At 65.0% G+C, this 18,381-nt stretch carries 16 protein-coding genes and 1 riboswitch; of the genes, 8 read left to right on the forward strand and 8 right to left on the reverse strand.

Going from position 1 to position 18,381, the window contains the following annotated elements; genetic code table 11:
• Positions 1 to 3 precede the first annotated feature (3 nt).
• The 3 genes from PAN31108_RS27030 (at position 4) to PAN31108_RS17300 (ending at position 2,425) form a co-directional block, all read left to right on the forward strand.
• Positions 4 to 132 carry a hypothetical protein gene (locus PAN31108_RS27030; protein ID WP_281350103.1) on the forward strand — a complete coding sequence of 43 codons (129 nt, stop codon included), beginning with the start codon at positions 4 to 6 and terminating at the stop codon, positions 130 to 132.
• Between the two features lie 228 nt (positions 133 to 360).
• Positions 361 to 1,164, forward strand: a complete 804-nt coding sequence (locus PAN31108_RS17295; protein WP_150670065.1) for a phosphodiesterase — start codon at positions 361 to 363, stop codon at positions 1,162 to 1,164.
• Between the two features lie 133 nt (positions 1,165 to 1,297).
• A complete protein-coding gene (locus tag PAN31108_RS17300) occupies positions 1,298 to 2,425 on the forward strand; it encodes an aminotransferase class V-fold PLP-dependent enzyme (protein WP_150670066.1) in 1,128 nt (375 codons plus the stop codon).
• A gap of 185 nt (positions 2,426 to 2,610) precedes the next feature.
• On the opposite strand, the gene PAN31108_RS17305 is transcribed toward PAN31108_RS17300, so the two are convergent.
• Positions 2,611 to 4,158 carry an amino acid permease gene (locus PAN31108_RS17305; protein WP_370819681.1) on the reverse strand — a complete coding sequence of 516 codons (1,548 nt, stop codon included), beginning with the start codon at positions 4,156 to 4,158 and terminating at the stop codon, positions 2,611 to 2,613.
• A gap of 419 nt (positions 4,159 to 4,577) precedes the next feature.
• Positions 4,578 to 4,726: riboswitch (adenosylcobalamin (AdoCbl) riboswitch) on the forward strand.
• Between the two features lie 265 nt (positions 4,727 to 4,991).
• Here PAN31108_RS17305 and PAN31108_RS17310 point away from each other — a divergent pair.
• From PAN31108_RS17310 to PAN31108_RS17325, 4 genes are read left to right on the forward strand one after another with little or no spacing between them, the layout of a single operon-like run.
• Positions 4,992 to 7,154, forward strand: a complete 2,163-nt coding sequence (locus PAN31108_RS17310; protein WP_150670067.1) for a TonB-dependent receptor — start codon at positions 4,992 to 4,994, stop codon at positions 7,152 to 7,154.
• A 12-nt stretch (positions 7,155 to 7,166) separates the two neighbouring features.
• A complete protein-coding gene (locus PAN31108_RS17315; RefSeq protein WP_150670068.1) occupies positions 7,167 to 7,958 on the forward strand; it encodes an ABC transporter ATP-binding protein in 792 nt (263 codons plus the stop codon).
• Between the two features lie 23 nt (positions 7,959 to 7,981).
• Positions 7,982 to 8,974 (forward strand): ABC transporter substrate-binding protein, encoded by a 993-nt coding sequence (locus tag PAN31108_RS17320; RefSeq protein WP_246184021.1) that lies wholly within the window; start codon positions 7,982 to 7,984, stop codon positions 8,972 to 8,974.
• Positions 8,971 to 10,017 carry a FecCD family ABC transporter permease gene (locus PAN31108_RS17325; RefSeq protein WP_150670070.1) on the forward strand — a complete coding sequence of 349 codons (1,047 nt, stop codon included), beginning with the start codon at positions 8,971 to 8,973 and terminating at the stop codon, positions 10,015 to 10,017. The genes PAN31108_RS17320 and PAN31108_RS17325 overlap by 4 nt, the downstream gene beginning before the upstream one ends.
• Positions 10,018 to 10,104: 87 nt before the next feature.
• On the opposite strand, the gene PAN31108_RS17330 is transcribed toward PAN31108_RS17325, so the two are convergent.
• From PAN31108_RS17330 to PAN31108_RS17360, 7 genes are all read right to left on the reverse strand, one after another.
• A complete protein-coding gene (locus PAN31108_RS17330) occupies positions 10,105 to 10,806 on the reverse strand; it encodes an outer membrane protein (protein ID WP_150670071.1) in 702 nt (233 codons plus the stop codon).
• A 95-nt stretch (positions 10,807 to 10,901) separates the two neighbouring features.
• Positions 10,902 to 11,540, reverse strand: coding sequence for a response regulator transcription factor (locus tag PAN31108_RS17335; RefSeq protein ID WP_246184016.1), 639 nt, complete (start codon positions 11,538 to 11,540; stop codon positions 10,902 to 10,904).
• Positions 11,537 to 12,964 (reverse strand): sensor histidine kinase, encoded by a 1,428-nt coding sequence (locus tag PAN31108_RS17340; RefSeq protein WP_150670073.1) that lies wholly within the window; start codon positions 12,962 to 12,964, stop codon positions 11,537 to 11,539. Before PAN31108_RS17340 ends, PAN31108_RS17335 begins: the two co-directional genes overlap by 4 nt.
• Positions 12,965 to 13,147: 183 nt before the next feature.
• Positions 13,148 to 14,110, reverse strand: coding sequence for a Csu type fimbrial protein (locus PAN31108_RS17345; protein ID WP_150670074.1), 963 nt, complete (start codon positions 14,108 to 14,110; stop codon positions 13,148 to 13,150).
• Entirely contained in the window at positions 14,107 to 16,491 is a 2,385-nt protein-coding gene (locus tag PAN31108_RS17350; RefSeq protein ID WP_174995034.1) for a fimbria/pilus outer membrane usher protein, read from the reverse strand. Before PAN31108_RS17350 ends, PAN31108_RS17345 begins: the two co-directional genes overlap by 4 nt.
• A gap of 112 nt (positions 16,492 to 16,603) precedes the next feature.
• On the reverse strand, positions 16,604 to 17,365 hold the full coding sequence (locus PAN31108_RS17355) for a fimbrial biogenesis chaperone (protein ID WP_150670076.1): 762 nt from the start codon (positions 17,363 to 17,365) through the stop codon (positions 16,604 to 16,606).
• A gap of 13 nt (positions 17,366 to 17,378) precedes the next feature.
• Complete coding sequence (locus PAN31108_RS17360) at positions 17,379 to 17,906, reverse strand: Csu type fimbrial protein (protein ID WP_150670077.1); 528 nt, start codon at positions 17,904 to 17,906, stop codon at positions 17,379 to 17,381.
• A gap of 274 nt (positions 17,907 to 18,180) precedes the next feature.
• Between PAN31108_RS17360 and PAN31108_RS26425 the strand changes: the two genes are divergently transcribed.
• Positions 18,181 to 18,357, forward strand: coding sequence for a hypothetical protein (locus tag PAN31108_RS26425; RefSeq protein ID WP_174995035.1), 177 nt, complete (start codon positions 18,181 to 18,183; stop codon positions 18,355 to 18,357).
• The last annotated feature ends 24 nt before the right edge of the window (positions 18,358 to 18,381 follow it).

Genomic DNA, 18,381 nt, shown 5'->3' on the forward strand with positions numbered 1-18,381 from the left:
GTCATGAAGGTATTGCGCCCGCATCTGGCAAGCGCGGAGGCGTTTGTCGAACAGATCGGAGCCCAGCGAAACGAGGGGTACCGGTTGCTGGGCGCGTTCGACGGCGAACGGTTGCTGGGGCTGGCGGGCTAGGCCGTGCAGGCGTGTCGTCGCGATCCGGCGCGCTATCTGACCCGCTGACGGGGCGGCAAACGCGCTGTCGAAGCGCGAGGACGGGGCGACGCGCACTCGGACATCGCATCCGGAGTACGATGCCGCTGTCATGTCACACGCTATGCTTGTTTGGCGTGTATCGTTATGCGAGCCGCACGACGGCATGGCTCGTCGCTTCGCAGCGCTTTCCCGGAAACGCCCATTCGTATGACCAAGATTATCCATATCACCGATACTCATCTCGTCCCCCCCGGCGAGAAGCTTTACGGACTCGATCCTTACGCGCGGCTCATCGCGTGTGTCGACGACATTCTCGAACATCACGCAAACGCCGCGTGCGCCGTCATCACGGGCGACCTGACGCATCGTGGCGAAGCGCCCGGCTATGCGGCCCTGCGCGAGCAACTCGACCGGCTGCCCTTTCCGTGTTTTGCGCTGATGGGCAACCACGATCTGCGTTCGGTCTTTACCGGCGCGTTTCCCGAGCGGCTGAGCGACGACAACGGTTTCGTGCAAGGGCGGTTCGATGTGGGCGATGCGTCGCTGTTGATGCTCGATACGCTCGACGAAGGCCAGCACGGTGGCCTGTTCTGCGAGGCGCGACTGGATTGGATCGAGCGCGAGTTCGACCGCCTGGGCGATCGTCCGGTGTATCTGTTCATGCATCATCCGCCGTTCGATATCGGCATTCCGAGTCTCGACAACATCGGTCTCGCGAATCCCGAGGCGTTTCTCCAGCGGGTCGGCGGCCGCAAGAACGTGCGTCATCTCTTCTTCGGTCACGTGCATCGCCCGGTGTGCGGTAGCTGGCACGGGATTCCCTATTCGACGATGCGCGGCCTGAATCATCAGGTGCCGTTCGATATGCACACGGTGTTTCCGGTGCGTCAGAGTCATGAGCCGCCGGCGTACGCCGTGGCGTTGCTCGCGAAGGATCAGGTCACGGTGCATTTTCACGACTATCTGGACAAGTCGTGGCTCCCGGACGACATGGACGAGCGCAGCATGTGAGCGTGGACCGGAAGCGGGGGCGCGGTGTCGCGTCGTCCCGAGTCTGACGCGACGCTCGTGCAGGGACGGATTCGCCGGGATTTCGTTAGAATCTGTCGCATATCGGTTCACACAACTATTACCGGAGACAGACATGCCAGGACTACTCCCCGACGTCGACCGTGACGGACTGCTCGAATATTCGGTCGTGTACACCGACCGATCGGTCAATCACATGTCACAGCGCTTTCAGAGCGTGATGCGCGATATCTCCGATGGCCTGAAGACGGTCTACAACGCGAAATCGGTCGTCGTGGTGCCTGGCAGCGGCACGTTCGGTATGGAGGCCGTCGCTCGGCAATTCGCCACGAACAAGAAGTGCCTGGTGATTCGCAACGGCTGGTTCAGCTTCCGCTGGTCGCAAATCTTCGAGATGGGCGGCATTCCGTCGGAATCGATCGTGCTCAAGGCGCGTCCCGTCGCATCGGAGCGGCAAGCCGCGTATGCGCCCGCCCCCATCGAGGAAGTCGTTGCGGCCATCAAGGAGCGCAAACCCGATCTGGTCTTCGCACCGCACGTCGAAACGGCATCGGGCATGATGTTGCCCGATGCGTATCTGCGTGCCGTCGCCGACGCCGTTCACTCGGTGGGTGGCATGTTCGTGCTGGACTGCATCGCGTCCGGCACGGTGTGGGTCGACATGCAGGCGTGCGGGGTCGACATTCTGATCAGCGCGCCGCAGAAGGGCTGGAGCGCGTCGCCGTGCTGCGCGCTGGTCATGCTCGGCGCGCTCGCACGCGAGCGCATCGAAACGACGACGAGCACCAGCTTCGCCTGCGATCTTCGTCAGTGGCTTCAGATCATGGAAGCCTATGAAAAGGGCGGTTTCGCCTATCACGCCACGATGCCCACCGACAGTCTCGCGACGTTGCGCGACGTCATCAAGGAAACCGAGGCCTATGGCCTCGAGAAGGTGCGCGAGGAACAGCTCGAACTCGGTCGGCGCGTTCGTGCGTTGCTCATGGAGAAGGGTTTCCGAAGCGTGGCGGCCGAAGGCTTCGAAGCGCCGGGCGTCGTGGTCAGCTATACCGACGACGACGGCATTCGCTCGGGCAGGAAGTTCGCCGATGTCGGCGTGCAGACTGCTGCCGGTGTGCCGCTTCGCTGCGACGAGCCGGAAGACTTCAAGACGTTTCGCATCGGTCTGTTCGGACTCGACAAGCTCAACGACGTGGACGGTGCGGTGGCGCGATTCGCCAAGGCGCTCGACCAAGTGTTGTGAGGCAGTCCGGCGACACATTCCGGCGATAACTGTAGGCGCTACCTCCCGGCCGTGCCTTGCGCCGGCCATCCCCAAAAGCGAAGCGGCCCGATCGGGCCGCTTTTCACTTTTCACGTTGTGCGTTGCAATCACACGCGCGTGGTGAGCGCCCGGGCGCCCGGGCGGGCCCACGCGGATCGCCGGGCTTAACGAAGCACGCTATCGGGCGCTGTCGTGACCGGCGCGTCGTCGTGGACAGGCGTGCCGCCCGCAGGGAAATGCATGTCGCGGTACTTCACGAAACTCGACCCGCGCACGAGGCGGTAGCCTGCCCAGATCAGCAGGAACAGCGGAATGCCGATGTACGTCGCCACCACGCCGCCCCAGTCGATCTTGTCCTGAAGAAAGGCCTGATAGTTCTGACCGAGCGTGATGATCATGCACAGCACGAAGGCGAAGATCGGGCCGAACGGGAAGAAGGGCGAAACATACGGCAGCTTCGCCAGATCGAGGCCCTGCCTGAGATAACCGCGACGGAAGCGGTAATGGCTGATGGCAATGCCCAGCCACGCGATGAAGCCCGTCATGCCGGACGTGTTGAGCAGCCAGATGTAGACCGCGTTGGGGCTGAACACGAACGTGAAGAAGCACAGCGCGGCGACGGCGGCCGTGGCGACCAACGCCCACATCGGCACGCCGTTGCGCGAGATCTGGCCGAACACGCGCGGCGCCTTGCCGTCGCGGGCGAGGCTGTAGAGCATGCGTGTCGCCGCGTACATTCCGGAATTCCCGGCCGAGAGCACCGACGTGAGCACGACGGCATTCATGACCGACGCCGCGCCGAGCAATCCGGCACGCTCGAAGATCAGGGCGAACGGACTCACGCTGATGTCGGTGACGTCGTTGCGCAGCAAATGCGGATCGGTGTAGGGAATCAGCAGGCCAATGACCAGAATCGCCGCCACATAGAACAGCAGGATGCGCCAGAACACCTGACGTACGGCGCGCGGCAGATTGCGCGCCGGGTCCTTGGATTCGCCCGCGGCGATGCCGATGAGTTCGGTGCCCTGAAACGAGAAGCCCACCACCATCGCAACACCGATCAACGCCGCGAAGCCGCCGGCGAACGGTGCGTTGCCGATCGTCCAGTTGGCGACACCGCCGGTCTCGCCGCCACGGATGATGCCGAGCAGCATCATCACACCCATCGCCACGAAGGCCAGTACCGCAATCACCTTGATGAGTGCGAACCAGAATTCCGCTTCGCCGAAACCACGCGCCGAGAGCGCGTTGAGCCCGAAGGTGATGGCGAGGAAGAGGGCGCTCCAGTAGACGCCGGGCACGTCCGGGAACCAGTACGCCATGACCAGTTGTGCGGCCACGAGGTCCACCGCGACGGTGACGGCCCAGTTGTACCAATAGTTCCAGCCCAGCGCGAAGCCGAAACCTTCGTCGACATAGCGCGCGCCATATGTGGAGAACGAACCGGACACGGGCATGGCGGCCGCCAGTTCGCCCAGACTGGTCATCAGGAAGTAGACCATGAGGCCGATCAGGACATAACCCAGCAGTGCGCCGCCCGGGCCGGCCTGTGCGATGGTGGCCCCGGAGGCCACGAACAGGCCGGTCCCGATGGAGCCACCGACCGCGATCATCGTCAGGTGCCGGGCGGACAGGGAGCGGCGCAGTTCCGACGGGGCAGACGCCTCCGCCTCGATGCGCTCGCGCAGCGGGTCATGTTCCGATGTTGCCAAAGTCGTGTTCCTCAAGAGCCTTTTGAGCGAATAGGAGCCCCCCCGGCCGCCGTCGGACCGGCGAGCATCGAGCACGATGGTGCGTCGCTCATCTCCCGGACACCGACCATCGACTTCTAGTTATGGCTCCCGGGGAAACGGATGCCCGGTGCGCAGACAGGGCACCGGCCGAGGGGAGGTATTTCAGAGTGGGGTGGACTGTACTGCGGGACTTCCCGGTTGGGCTACTTTCTGCTCAGCCGGGCTGATTTCTCGCATCAAATCGCTCTTCGGTGCGGATTTTCGTCAGCGTTTCCTCACCCCGCCGAGCCCGGTCCCCCGTCGTCGTTCGATGCGGGCGCGGTGGCGCTCGGTGTGTCGCAGGGGGCGCCCGATCACGAGAGCATTGCGGCATGAATCGTTCCGCAAACCCGCAGCACCACGTAGAATGCGCGCTACCGACGGCCGGAAGCTGGTGAGAATCCAGCGCGGTCGCGCCACTGTGACCCGTCACCCGCACGGGAAGTCAGACCTGGCCGTCGGACTCATCGACCTTGTTTTTGGGGCGCGAAACCCCAGGAGACCTTGCATGACCCGTACGCGTTGTTTGCCGCGAGCCGCCTCGCCGGCTTCCTTCCCCCTCGGTGACTTCCCCGTTGATGGCTCCCCTCGTTCGTGGTGCGCAAGGCCGGCGTGCTGCCGCCCGGCTTCGCTTCGGTTCGCCTGACCCGGCAGCGCGGCAAGACACGACGTGGGACCTGCCTGATTCGGCGCAAAGCGCCGATGTCTGGCCGCGTCTGCACGGATAAGCACACTATCGATAAGTCGTCGCCTCAGACGACAGGGGAAGTCTCATGTATCACGCTCGTCCGACGGCCTTCGCGAAGGTCCCGGCTACGCGCGGCTTCGCGCTCACGCAAACCGCATTCATCGCTTTCTCACTGCTCGGCGGCGCCTGCGCGCCCGCGTTTGCTGCCGAAGACGCCCATCTGCCGCTCGTCACGATCCACGCCGGGCCCATGCGCGACGACGCGCCGCTCTCCACACCGACATCCACCGGCTCGCGCCTGAACCTGTCGAGCCTCGACACGCCCGCGAGCGTGGAGACGATCACGGCAACCCAGATCGAAGCGCGCGGCGACCAGACCGTGACCGATGCCGTCACGCGCGCCACCGGCTTCACCAGCAACGCGGCACCCGGCAACGGCGGCACGGCGCTTGCCGTGCGCGGCTTCTCCGGGCAGGAGTCGGTGATGACGCTCTACGACGGCACGCGCCTGTATCCCGGCGCCGGCACGATGACGTTCCCGTTCGATACCTGGCAGGTCGAGCGCATCGACGTGCTGCGCGGACCGGCGTCGGTGCTGTACGGTGAGGGCGCCATCGGCGGTGTGGTGAATGTCGTGCCGAAACGTGCGCAACGCGAGTACGCGACCACCGTGCAGGCGGGCCTCGGCACCGATGGACAGAAGCGTTTCGCGCTCGACACGACCGGCGCGCTCGGGCCGATGCTGTCGTATCGCTTCTACGTGAGCGACAACCGCAGCAACGGCTGGGTCGAGCGTGGCGAATCGCACACGACGTCTTTCGGTGGGGAGGTGAAGCTCGATGTCTCCCCGGCGCTGTCGTTCACGCTGGACTATGACTACGGACGTCAGATGCCGGCGACGTACTTCGGCGTTCCGCTGAACAACGGCACGATCGATTCGACCCTGCGGTACAAAAACTTCAACGTCGGCAATGCGCTGATTTCGTACTTCGATCAGTCGACGCGCCTCACGAGCGTCTATCGCATGGCGCCGGGCATTACGATCCGCGACCAGTTGTACTACCTGAACACCAACCGGCACTGGCGCAACAGCGAAACGTATGAAATGGATCCGTCGACGCGGCTTATCACGCGCATCGACTACATCGAGATCCTTCAGCACGAGCATCAGGTCGGCAACCGGCTCGACGCGAGCATCGAGCGTAGCATCGCCGGTCATGCGAACCGCTTCGTGGTCGGCGCCGAGGCGAACCAGATTTCGTTCCAGCGCGACAGCAACACGCCCTTCGGTGGTTCCTCCGTGGTGAGCGCGGACGGGTTCGACCCGGGTGTTTTCGCCAGTCCCGATCCGACCGTCCCCGAATTCCGCACACTCACGCGGCAGTTCGCGCTGTTCGCGGAAGATCGTTTCGACATCACGTCGCGACTGTCGGCCGTAGGGGGCATGCGTTACGACTACCTCGACTATTCACGTCGGCAACTGGCGACCGGCACCGAGTTCGGCAAGACGTTCTCGAACGTCGGCTGGCGTCTGGGCCTCGTGTATCAACTCAGTCCCTCGGCGTCGGTGTACGGCCAGTACACGCGCGGCGCGGACAGCATCGGGTCCCTCGTCACGCTGTCGCAATCGCAGACGCGGTTCGATCTGGCGACGGGCCAGCAGTGGGAGGCCGGCATCAAGCACGAGCTGCCGGACGGGCGCGGCTTCTGGACGCTGGCCGTCTATCAGATCGTGAAGAACAACCTGCTCACGACCGATCCGCTCAATCCGACGTTGACGCAGCAGGTCGGTCAGCAGTCGTCGCGCGGTATCGAACTGTCGGGGGCACTGAAGCTCGGCTATGGGGTCTCGGTCGAGGCGAACGCCTCGCTGCTGCGCGCGCGTTTCGACCGTTTCGACGAGCGCGTTGGCGGTGTGGCCGTCTCGCGCAACGGCAATGTGCCGAACAATGTGCCGCAGCAGACCGCCAATCTGTGGCTGACTTACTCGCCGATCCATGACGTGGTGATCGGCACGGGGTTGCGCTACGTCGGGCGTCGCTACAGCGATAACGCGAATACGGCGCCGATGCCGTCCTACACGGTGTTCGATGCATCGGCGTCGTGGCAGGCGACAAAGCGTGTGAATCTCGCGCTCTATGCCCGCAATCTGACGAACCGCGCGTATGCGGTCACGTCCGAGTCGCCGGCGGCGTGGCTGCTGGGCCCGTCGCGGTCGGCGCAAGTCGTTGCGACGATGAAGTTCTGAGGCGCGCCGACGATGCCTGGCGACTTCCACATCGCACACCTTCGCTGGTCGCCTGCGGATCTTGCCCGTGCGCAAGCCGCGCCGCTGCTCCAGTCCATCACGCTGAACGTTGCGCAGGGCGAGTTCGTCGGGCTGATCGGGCCGAACGGCAGCGGCAAGACGAGTCTGCTGCGCTGCGCATTCCGCTATGCAAGGCCGCAAGCCGGTACGGTGACGCTCGACGGGACGGACCTGTGGCGCGTGTCGCCTCGCTGGTCGGCGCAGCACGTTGCGGTGCTGTTGCAGGAGTTGCCGGACGATTTCGGATTGAGCGTCGAGCAGGTGGTATGGATGGGGCGCACGCCCCACAAACGCCTGCTCGATGCCGATACGCCCGCCGATGCCGCAATCGTTGCGAATGCGTTGCGCGACGTCGATATGACGAGCGCACGCGATCGCGCATTCGCCACGTTGTCCGGCGGCGAGAAACAGCGCGTGCTGCTCGCGCGGGCGCTCGCTCAACAGCCCGACGTATTGATGCTCGATGAGCCGACCAGCTTTCTCGATCTGCATCATCAGGTCGAGTTGATGCGGCGGATCCGTTCGTTGAACGTCACCACGCTCGCGACGATTCACGACCTCAATCTCGCTGCCGCGTATTGCGACCGGCTGTACGTGCTGGCCGGGGGCGAGATCGTCGCGCACGGCACGCCCGCCGACGTGCTCACGGCCGAACTGCTCGCACGCGTATTCAAGGTCGACGCGCTCGTCGATGCGCATCCCGTTACCCACCGTCCACGAATCACACTCGTTCATCCCCTATGAAACGCTCTGTCTTGCTTGGCGCGATGGTGCTCGGCTTCGCGTTGCCGACCGTCGCGTATGTCTCGCACGCCGCGCCGGCCATCGTGCAGGCTACCGCGCGAGCCGCGACACCCGTCGCGCACTATCCCGTGACCGTGCAAAGCTGCAATCGCACCGTGACCTTCGAGCGCGCGCCGAAACGCGCGGTCAGCAACGACGCGAATCTCACCGAAATGATGATCTCGCTCGGCCTGAAGTCGCGCATGGTCGGCTTTACGGGCATCAGCGGATGGCAAACCGCTAACGCCGCGCTACGCCAGCAGCTCGCAGGACTGCCGGAACTTGCGCAGCGCTATCCGTCGGTGGAAGTGCTGGTGCAGGCCGGCGCCGACTTCTACTTCGCCGGATGGAACTACGGCATGCATGTGGGCGGGCCGGTGACGCCCGCACTGCTCGCGCCGCTGGGCATCCGCACATATGAACTGAGCGAGTCGTGCGCTCATGTGATGCCGCGCGGGGCAGCGTCGTTCGACGACGTTTACAACGATCTGCGTAACCTGGGACGCATTTTCGACGTCGAGCCTGCCGCAAACACCCTCATCGAGCGGATGAAGACACAGCTTGAGGCATTGAAGCGCCGTGTGGCGGGCAAGTCCGCGCCGGTGAGCACATTCGTCTACGACAGCGGTGAGGACAGCCCTTTCACGGCGGGACGTCTCGCCATGCCGACCGCGCTCATCGAGGCGGCGGGCGGACGCAACGTGATGGACGACGTCGCTCAAAGCTGGACGCGGGTGAGTTGGGAAACCGTCGTCGCGCGCAACCCGCAGGCCATCGTGATCGTCGATTACGGCGCGGTCACGGCCGCGCAGAAGATCGCTTTCTTGCTGAACCAACCGGCGCTGCGTCAGGTCGACGCGATCCGCGCGCGTCGCTTTATCGTGGTGCCATACGATGACGCGACGCCGGGCATTCACAACGTTCGGGCGGCGCAGACGATTGCACGCGGTCTGCATCCGCAGGCGTTCGCCAGATGACGCGCGGGAACGCATGTGCGGCGCGCGTCGCCATGGTCGTGCTCGCGGTCGCGTTGATCGTCTCCGTCGTGCTGGCGACCGGCATCGGGCCGACGTCCATCGCGCCGGCGTTGACGATGCGGATCGTCGTGGCGCATCTGACGGGCGGTGTGCCGGGGATGGACGCTGGCGCGCACGGGGGGAGCGCGGCGCAGGACGCCGTGGTGTGGCTGATCCGGTTGCCGCGCGTGTTGCTCGCGGGCATTGTGGGGGCGGCGCTGGCGATGGTCGGCGTGGCGTTGCAGGCGGTGACGGCTAACCGGCTGGCGGATCCGCATTTGCTCGGCGTAAGCGCGGGCGCGACCCTCGGTGCGGTGTTCGCGACGCTCTTTCTCGGTGCCGTCTTCGGGCCGTTCACGTTGTCGCTGATGGCGTTCGCGGGGGCTGCTTGCGCGACGCTCGCGGTGATCGTGCTGGCGCACCGGCATGGACGGCTCGAACGGGATCGTCTGTTGCTTGCGGGCATCGCGGTGTCGTTCGTGATGTTGGCGGGGGCGAATCTGCTGCTGTATCTCGGCGATCAGCGTGCGGCATCGTCCGTGCTGTTCTGGACGCTTGGCGGCCTCGGCCTCGCTCGCTGGGACCTGCTGGCGATACCGGGGGCGATTGCGTTTGCGGGTGCCGTTGTGCTGATCGGTCGCCGTCGCGCGCTGAACGCGCTCATGACGGGCGATCTTGCCGCCGTGACGCTCGGCGTGAATGTGCCGCGCGTGCGCGCCGAGGTGTTCCTGACCAGTGCGCTCGTCACGGGCGCGATGGTGGCCGTAAGTGGCGCCATCGGGTTCGTCGGCCTGGTCACGCCGCACGCCTGCCGCCCATTCGTTGGCGCGGAGCATGGCCGCTTGCTGCCGGTCTCGGCATTGCTCGGCGCCGTGTTGCTGATATGGGGCGACGTGCTCGCCCGCACGCTGATCGCGCCGGAGGATTTGCCCATCGGCGTTGTGACGGCGTTGGTCGGGGGCGGGTGCTTTGTGGCGTTGTTGCGGTTTCAGGGGCGAGGGTAGGAAGCGCGGCTAGCGCACTTCCCGTGACGCTCGAACCCGCCGCCCGATGGCCGCGACGATCGTGGCCATCGATGCGAAGCTGCTACCTCAGAAGCGGCCGCGCACGCCCACGAACACTTCGTTCGACGCTAATCGTCCCTTCAACTGTTCGTCGCGCGCGCCGATACGGTTCTGGAACGTGTTGAAGCTGGTCTCGACATTGCCCATGTCGACGTAGCGATAGCCGACGTCGAGCGTGAAACGCTTGTCGATGGCGTAGCTGACGCCGGCACCGGCGGAATACGTCAGGTTCGTCTGCGTGCGAGACGCGAAACGTCTCGACGGGTTGCCCTGCCAGCCGTCGGCCGAGATGATCGCTACGCCCAGGCCGAGCGTGCCGTAGACCGAGAATCCGTGACCCAGATCGAAGTCGCGGTAGCCGTTGAGCATGAGTCGCTGCGACGAGACCTTGAAGCGGTTGGCGTTCGCGTTGAACGGCGCCCAGTAGCTGTCGAACTCGCCGCTTCGTTTGAACACGTATTCGCCTTCCGCACGCCAGCCACCGCCGAACTGATAGCCCAGCGCGAGCGAGCCGGTCATGCGAGCCTTGGCTTTCGGACCGGCGATCATGCCGGAGACGCGCGGACTCGTGAGTTCCATGCTGTTGATCTTGTCGAATGCGCCGATCAGACGCGCCGCGCCGTAGTAGCCGGTCGATTCCGCCGCTTGCTGCGGCATGCCGTCGGCGAACGCGGCGCCCGGGAACCCCAGCGCAACCCATGATGCGATGACGAGTTTCTGTTTCCTCATAGACTTTCTCTCATACGTAACGATGTGAACCGCTATCGTAGGAAGTCCAACGTCCGCGAGGTATCCGCCGGGCTACTGAACACGCTTCCGTAGCGCTACGGAGACCCGCGCGGAAGGAGCGGCGCGAAATCCCGGACCAGCGCCACGAGGGACGTCACGTCAAGCTTGTCGAACAGCGTGGCCCGATAGGTCTCCACCGTGCGGGGAGAGAGTCCCAGCACTCGCGCTATTTCCTTGTTGCTTGCGCCCTTGACGATCCAGTCGAGCACCTCCCGCTCGCGTCCGCTCAGTGACGCCAGTCCCGCTCGCCGGTGCTGTCGCGCACGCTCCAGATCGCGCAGCGCCAGATGCGTTCGCAAGGCTTGCTGCACCGTCGCGATCAGTTCGTGGTCGTCGACCGGTTTGCGCAGAAAGTCGATGGCGCCTCGCTTGAACGCCTGACGACAGGTATCGATGCTGCCGTGGCCGGTAAGTACGATGACCGGCACGTCCGCTGGCTTGCCCAGTCGCTCCAACGCGTCCAGCCCGTTCATGCCCGGCATGCGGATGTCCAGCAACACGCAGCCGATGCCGGGCGACGCCGCGATCGCATCGAACAAGGCCCCGGCGTCGCAGAATTGTCGGCTGGGTACGCCCACCGTGCGTAACAACAGCGCGATGCCGTCGCGCACGGCGCTGTCGTCGTCCACGATGGCCACGTCCGGCACGTGCGTTTTGTGGGGGGCGAGGCTCACGAATGGCCGTCCGCCAGCGGCAGGCATAGCGAGGCTTCGGCGCCGCCGGCGGGCCGGTTGCGCAGGGTCAGGCTGCCGTTCTGGCGATAGGTCAGCGTCTGGCAAAGCGGCAGGCCGAGTCCGAGGCCATGCGGGCGTGTGGTGAAGAATGGCGTGAATACCTTCGGCATGTCGGCATCGTCGATGCCGGTGCCGTTGTCGATGACGCTGAATCGGTAGCTGTGCCCGAATCGCTCGCCGAGCACCATGACGTGCGCTTGCGGCACGCCGGCGACGGCGTCGCACGCGTTCTGGATCAGATTGTGGAGAATTTGCTCGACGGCGGCCTGATCGGCCAGCGGACGTGCGCCCGGTGTGATGTCGTGCCAGTCCAGACGCACCTGCGCACGTGCTGCACTGCTTTGGAACAGGGGCAGCAGATTCAAAACCGTCGCCCCGGGATCGAATGCCTGCGCGGCGAGTCCGCCGTGCGAGCCGACGGCCGAGCGCAGGCGTTCGATGATTCGCGCGGCGCGTTTCGCCTGCGCCACGCTCGTTTGCAAGGCGGCGCGCACGTTGTCGCGCTCGTCCGGCAGGTCGAGCAATCGCTCGGCAGCGCGCACATGCGACACGATCGCCATCAACGGCTGGTTCAACTCGTGCGCTAGGCCTGCCGCCATTTCGCCGAAGGTGTCGAGGTTGGTGAAGCGTTCGAGTCGGGCGCGTGTGCGCTCGCGCGCCCGCGCCAGCCGCAGACGTCTGCCGCCGAGCAGCGCGAGTACCGCGAGCAGAACGACGGCATTCCAGAGCGTGATCGACAGCCATGGCAGATGCGACAGCGTGACGATCCGGGACGTCCGCAACGTCAGGGCGCGTGAGGAGATCGGCAGGCGCTTTTCCACGGTCAGAACCCAGACCACCGGCAGGGCGTCCGGTTCGCGATGCAGTAACGCGAAGATGCTGCCGTCGATCCGGACTTCGGCGGATGACAGCGACGACGGCCAGTCCCGGGCGGAGAGCATGGCGAAGGGATCGATGCGGATGGCCCACGGTGCGTCCGTAAACATCCAGTAAGACGCTTCCTCGAATTCGAACTCGACCTGATGCGGATGCACGGACGGCGGCCGGGCGGGCGGCAGCGACCCGTCTGCAACGATCCAACCGATATCGCTTCGCCAATGCGCCAGATCGATGAGTTGAGGCATGCGCTTGCGTAGCGTCTCATGGAGCGACTGCGGTATGACGGAAGGACTCGCGGCATCCAGCGTGGTGAGCACCGCGGCATGCTGCGCCCCTTTTTCCGCAATCAGACGCAGTGCGATGCCGGAGTCCTGGAAGAGGCGGTCATGCGCTTCGGTGTAGGCGCGGGCAAGAATCAGGGCGGTACCGGTGGCGCTTAGAACCAGTCCAGCCACCAATGCCATCAGACAAGCGGAACGACGCATGCAGAGATCACCTCGGCGCCGCCAATACTCAATCGGCGACGACGCGTGGGTGTAAGTCAATAAAGCCGAGAGTCTTATGCACGGCGAGCGAAGCTGTAAATCGGATTGATCCCAAAGTTGATTGGGAAATAGCCCATTGACGATGGCGCATACGGCAGCAGGGCCTCACGTCATAGCGACGCCTCAAAACTGAATGGTCGCCGTGATGGTGTCCTGATAGGTATCCGGGGCCGGCGTCGAGGGTTGGGGGAGGATGCGGCCGTAGATGGGGATCGTCGTGGTGGCGCCTGTGCCGGTGCCGAGATAAGGCGACGTGCCGCTCGTGCCGTCGCCCCACGCCGTGGCATGGTTCGAGTCCGTATAGAGCTGGTACGGGATGGTGGCACCGTGCACCTGACCTTTCAGCGTGCGCGCACCGACCAGGCCGCTCACGCCACCGTTGAGCAGAATCCGGTAAGCGTCGTTGTTCGTGCATTGCACGGCGAGCGAGCCTTGGGCCGTCAAGGCATTGCGCAGGGTGGACGATTGCGGGAAGGTGAGACCCGTCGCGTTGATCGTGCAGTTGTTCGTCACGGTCACGTTCACCGTGAAGGGGGTCGTCGTGCCCGTCGAGAATCCTGCCGAGCCGCACGCCGGCGCGAACAGCGTATAGAACTGATAGGACAGCGTGACGCTGCTCGCGGGATAGGTCGTCGAGTAGACGGTGCTGCTGTTGTTGGCCGTCGGTACGGTCGTCTGATTGGGCGCGATTCGGGCGTAAATGCTGATGTTGGTGCTGCTCGTGGAACCGAGGATCGAATTGCTGTAAGTGGTCGTCAACACGCTGGCCGGCGTGGTGCCCCAAGGGGTCCCGTGTCCGCTGTCAACGTAAAGGTCGTACGCGATGGTGTTGGCGCCGTTGGACAGCACACGGGGCGACGTCGCCGACAAGCTCAGGCAAATCTTCACGTTAGGTACCAGATTGAGCGAGGGCCACGTGCAGGTGACTTGCACCGTCCCCGACGTCGTCAAGGCGGTGCCCGAGATCGGACTGAACGGGGTGAACGCAATGCTCGGCGCACCTAATGAGCATGTTTGCGCCTGTGCCGACGGTGTGACAAACCACGCCGCCAGGAACAGAAACGAGAGCAGGCGCCATCGCTTCATCGGATTCGCCTCGGTAATGTCGGGGACTTCGGTGCGGAATGCGGCGTGCACACCAGCGGACCGATACGGGCCATCGCGCCTTGCGACACGGGATCGTAAGCAAACGTCACCTCGCAGGTACCGGTGTCCTGCGTGACCACGAGCGTGTTTTCGGGCTGCAATCCGTCGATGAATGTCTGGCCGTCGTAGCCGACGACCATCTGCGCGCCGCTCTCGCGGTGCGTCACGCGCGCGCCCACCTGCAAGGGCGCGCCGTCGGACGTCACCAGCGTGATCAGCGCGGCACGGTAGCGATGCACCGGGAACGAGACCAGCACCCCGGAGCCCGCTTCAGGGATCACCGTGCGCGCCGCGGGCATGATGCGCATGTCCGCCGGCAGATCCGTTGCATCGACGGTGAGACGATTGACCTGATAGCCGTTGAGATCGGGAATGACGAGATGGCCGCCGTCGCTCGTGCGTCCGACCGGCAACTGCTCGCGCAGCACGGGCACGTGGGCCTCGGCATCCGTCTTCACCAGCGCAAAGCTGTCGAAGATGCGTCGCGCCGGGTACACACCGCCGTCCATGGCGACGACGGCACCCGTGAGTCCGACGCCGACACGCGTCTGCCCGTCCCAGGTCTGCGCCTGCGCCGACGCTTGCCCGTAGCGGCCGAGATACTGCGCCTGCGCCTGACCGATGCGCACGCTGTCGTTCACGCCGCCCAGCACGTTCCACCCCCAGCCGCCGCTGTAATCGGGGGTGCGCGTGACGCCGGCGAGCGCCTGCGTCGAGCCTTGCTGGCGAGCCAGCGAGACGGACGCCACGGTCGTCGGCCCCAGCGTGAAGCTGAACATCGCGAACACGCCGTAACTACGCGAATTTGCCATGTCCTTGAAGGCGCCGAGATTGAGCGACCCTGCCGCGCGCACGGGCCACGAGACGTTCGCCGAGATGACTCGCGACGGCGGGAAGTCGGGCCCGCGCATGCCGATATAGCTCAACGAGAGCGTGCGATTTTCCCAGAACGGCGTGGATACCGTGATGCGATCCATCGCGCTCGGTACGCCCGAGCCGCTCAGGGTGGCGAGATCGCGGAAGTCGCCGATCGTGCGCTGGAACAGCGAGTCGAACGAGAAGTTGCGCGACAGATATTGATAGCCGATGCCGATCTGCGCGCCGTTGCGTCGTCCCGTGGAACCCGACAGCGAACCGCTCGCCACGCCGTAGCCCGACAGCGAGACCAATGCGCCCGCACCGGCATTCATGAGGCCGGACGAGCCCTCCGCGTGGTACTCGGTCGTGAGCCGGTCCGAAATGCCGTAACGGTAGACGGCCGACGCGGCAACTCGCCGCTCGTAGCCCCACGAGCGAAATCCGTAGTCGGTACGCGGCATACCCGCCTCGAACGAGTAGCTCGACAGGCCCGCCGACAACATGCGCGTATCGATGTAGAGCGGCACGTTGACGACGCTCTCGCGTCCGAGCGCATCGTGCGTGACGACGCTCGCCTGAAGATTGCCGATAAGGCCCGGCGTTTCGCGGATCACGAAGGGGCCTGCCGGCACGTTGCCGCCGAAGCGTCGGATGCCGTCGAGATAAACGTCGACCGACGACGGCACCGCCGCCGATCCGCCAAGGGCCGGCACCGGGAACGTGACGAGGTCCGGGCGCAAGGCGAAGTTTTTGCGCCACTGCACACCGGCCATGCGGATCGAGCGGGACCATGCCAGCGAACCGGAGATCGTGTCGCCTAACTGCAAGGTCGTCATCTCGGCGGGATTGTCGTGACGCCAGAACGTGTCGTAGCGCAGATAGGCGGGGCTTTGCGACCACGTGTCGAAAACCCCCGTTTGGCTGAATACCCCGCCCGGATGGAAATATCGCAATTCCGTCCAGCTCGATGCGCGGGTTATCCGGTCGTGTTCGACCAGTGCGTCGTAGTTCAGCAGGAAGCCGCGCGACGTCATGGCATTGGCCGCGCGCGGAATGACGCGTCCGATCTGAAACGGCACGCGCAAGGTGTCGGGCACGGCGATGTCGATGCTCTGTCGTGCGGCGTCGTAGCGGTACTGAACGCCTCCGATCGTGTCGAGCGGGACCTGTGTTTCGCCGGACATGCTGAGCTGGCCGACGTCGATGCCGAGGGACTGCAAGTCCTCGGCGCTCGCGCTGAAACGTCCGTCGCGCATGAAGAAGTGCGCAATCGCGCCGGTGGCGGCGCCGTTGACCGACACGTCGAGATAGTAGTCGCCGGTGGGGTTGTCTGCGGCGCTCGCCTGCGAGAGCGGCGCGAGCGTGCCCGCGAGCAGGCTCGCCGCCCACAGGGCGCACAGTGCACGCAGCGCATGCGTGGCACGCAGGGCACGCAGGACGGATTGGCGGCGGTGGCGGCGCAAGACGGCGCGCGCTCGAGCGGCATGTCTTGCGCCGGGACGCGACGCGGCCTCCCGAGTCGACGACGCAGGGGCAGGGGCGAGGGTGAGAGCGTTCGCACCGGTGCGTGCGCGCTCACCGACCGCCATCGATATCGACGACGAAGCGGGTGGGCGCAGTATTGATCGCAGCGTCTATCGCGAGCGGTGCCGACGGCGGTTTGCCTGCGGGCCACGTGACCTTGAACAGACGCCGCTGCCCCGCCAGCGCATAACCGAGCAGGCCGTTGGTTAGCGGCACGGTTTTTCCGGCCGCATCCACGAACCGGGCCGCGCCGATCTGCGCGCGGCTGCCGCCCCGATTTTCGGCTTCGAGTTGCCAGTCGCCATCTACGCGCTTGAGCGTAAAACGCAGGTCGGGCTTCGGGGGCACTGTCGCGGGAACCACGAATACCGGAATCGAATATCGCATGCGGATCGAAATGCCGCTCTGCACCGGTTGTCCGGGTTCCGGCAGTTCGTCGACGAGCAGACGGTAGCTTTGCTCGACGGCAGGGGGCGTGTTCGCCACGCGCACCAGCCGGATGATCTGCGAGCCGCCGCCGTCGATGCGCAGAATGGGCGGGCTGGCGGCAATCGCGTCGGTCGGCGTGAGTTTGTCGTCGCCGTCTTCCTGCGTCCATGTGTAGACCCGGACCTGGCCGTAGACAGGCGTATCTCCGGGGTTGCTCATTGTCAGGCCGATGGCGTTCTGCTTTGCCGCGAACTCCACGTTGACGGGGGAAATTTGCAGGGTGGCTGCGCCGGCGGAAACACAGATCAGGCAAACCGAAGCCACAAGATATCCGCTTGCACGACGTGCGACGCAGCGCTCCGCCTGCTGGCGGAAACCTCTCATAGGCCGCGCCCCGCTAGAAGTAGACGGTCGCGGTGATCGTCGAGGAATACGTGTCCGGCTGCGGGATGGCGGCGGCCGAGGTCGGCACCTGACCGTACACGGTAAATGCCTGAGCACTGCCGTTACCGGTCCCCGCTTGCGTATTGGTGCCCTGCGTCGTACCCCAAACCGTCGAGTGGTTGGCGTCCGTATAGAGCCCGTATCCGATCGTTGCACTGTTACCGCTGGCCGCGCCCGCCAGCACACGTGCCGTGACGGTCGAACTGCCGGCGGTACCGGCACTCAGCCCGACGTTGTAGGGCGTGGTGTTCGTGCAGGTCACGGAGACAGTCGACGTGGCGGTCAGCGCGGTTGCAAGGGTCGACGTCGAGCCGAAGTTCATCGGCGTGGCAGTCACCGTGCAGCCTGCGGTAATGACCAGCGTGACGGTGAATGTCGTGGTGCCGGTGCCGTTGCTGTAGACGGCCGCCTGCGCAGGCATCGGCGGGACAAGCAACAAGCTTGCCATCAGGAGGGTAATGCGCGCAGCTGGTTTATTCATCGTCGGTTTCTCGCAAAACGTCGGAAGGACCTCGCGGGCACAAGGCGATGCCGCCGCCGTTGCCACACACCACTTGTCACACAAAGTACGTCGCACTACGTAAGTCACAGTGTACATCGCACTCCTGAATTTGTGTCACGCGTGCGTGGCTGCTATGTTTATTCCAAATGATCGTTTGAAGTGCGGTGTCACCGTTCGCGCGACGGTGTCGAACCGTCGCGCGAAATAGTGGCGGCGTCGCCGCTCGGGCAGGTCAACCCCGCCGACGTGCTGATTGCCACTGGGGCGCAGCAAGCGGCTGGATCTGCCGGTCAGGATTCTGATCGACGAAGGGAGTCGGGCGCGGGGCGAGACATCTGCCTATCTCGGCGCGTTGCGGGCGTTCGCCCCGATGGAAGCGGAGGTGATGGGCGTGAGGCGCGACGCGATGCTGGCCGCGCGTGTGGCATGAGGTCGATGTTAGCAATAACAAGGG

Origin of the sequence: Pandoraea anhela (genome assembly GCF_902459655.1) — a bacterium.
GTDB lineage: Bacteria > Pseudomonadota > Gammaproteobacteria > Burkholderiales > Burkholderiaceae > Pandoraea > Pandoraea anhela.

What these genes read in the sequence shown, in the direction of transcription:
- PAN31108_RS17330 (WP_150670071.1), bottom strand. Translation starts at nt 10,806, where the DNA reads ATGAGGAAACAGAAACTCGTCATCGCATCATGGGTTGCGCTGGGGTTC.
- PAN31108_RS17300 (WP_150670066.1), top strand. Translation starts at nt 1,298, where the DNA reads ATGCCAGGACTACTCCCCGACGTCGACCGTGACGGACTGCTCGAATAT.
- PAN31108_RS17310 (WP_150670067.1), top strand. Translation starts at nt 4,992, where the DNA reads ATGTATCACGCTCGTCCGACGGCCTTCGCGAAGGTCCCGGCTACGCGC.
- PAN31108_RS17355 (WP_150670076.1), bottom strand. Translation starts at nt 17,365, where the DNA reads ATGAGAGGTTTCCGCCAGCAGGCGGAGCGCTGCGTCGCACGTCGTGCA.
- PAN31108_RS17315 (WP_150670068.1), top strand. Translation starts at nt 7,167, where the DNA reads ATGCCTGGCGACTTCCACATCGCACACCTTCGCTGGTCGCCTGCGGAT.
- PAN31108_RS17295 (WP_150670065.1), top strand. Translation starts at nt 361, where the DNA reads ATGACCAAGATTATCCATATCACCGATACTCATCTCGTCCCCCCCGGC.
- PAN31108_RS17320 (WP_246184021.1), top strand. Translation starts at nt 7,982, where the DNA reads ATGGTGCTCGGCTTCGCGTTGCCGACCGTCGCGTATGTCTCGCACGCC.
- PAN31108_RS17340 (WP_150670073.1), bottom strand. Translation starts at nt 12,964, where the DNA reads ATGCGTCGTTCCGCTTGTCTGATGGCATTGGTGGCTGGACTGGTTCTA.
- PAN31108_RS17360 (WP_150670077.1), bottom strand. Translation starts at nt 17,906, where the DNA reads ATGAATAAACCAGCTGCGCGCATTACCCTCCTGATGGCAAGCTTGTTG.
- PAN31108_RS27030 (WP_281350103.1), top strand. Translation starts at nt 4, where the DNA reads ATGAAGGTATTGCGCCCGCATCTGGCAAGCGCGGAGGCGTTTGTCGAA.
- PAN31108_RS17345 (WP_150670074.1), bottom strand. Translation starts at nt 14,110, where the DNA reads ATGAAGCGATGGCGCCTGCTCTCGTTTCTGTTCCTGGCGGCGTGGTTT.
- PAN31108_RS17325 (WP_150670070.1), top strand. Translation starts at nt 8,971, where the DNA reads ATGACGCGCGGGAACGCATGTGCGGCGCGCGTCGCCATGGTCGTGCTC.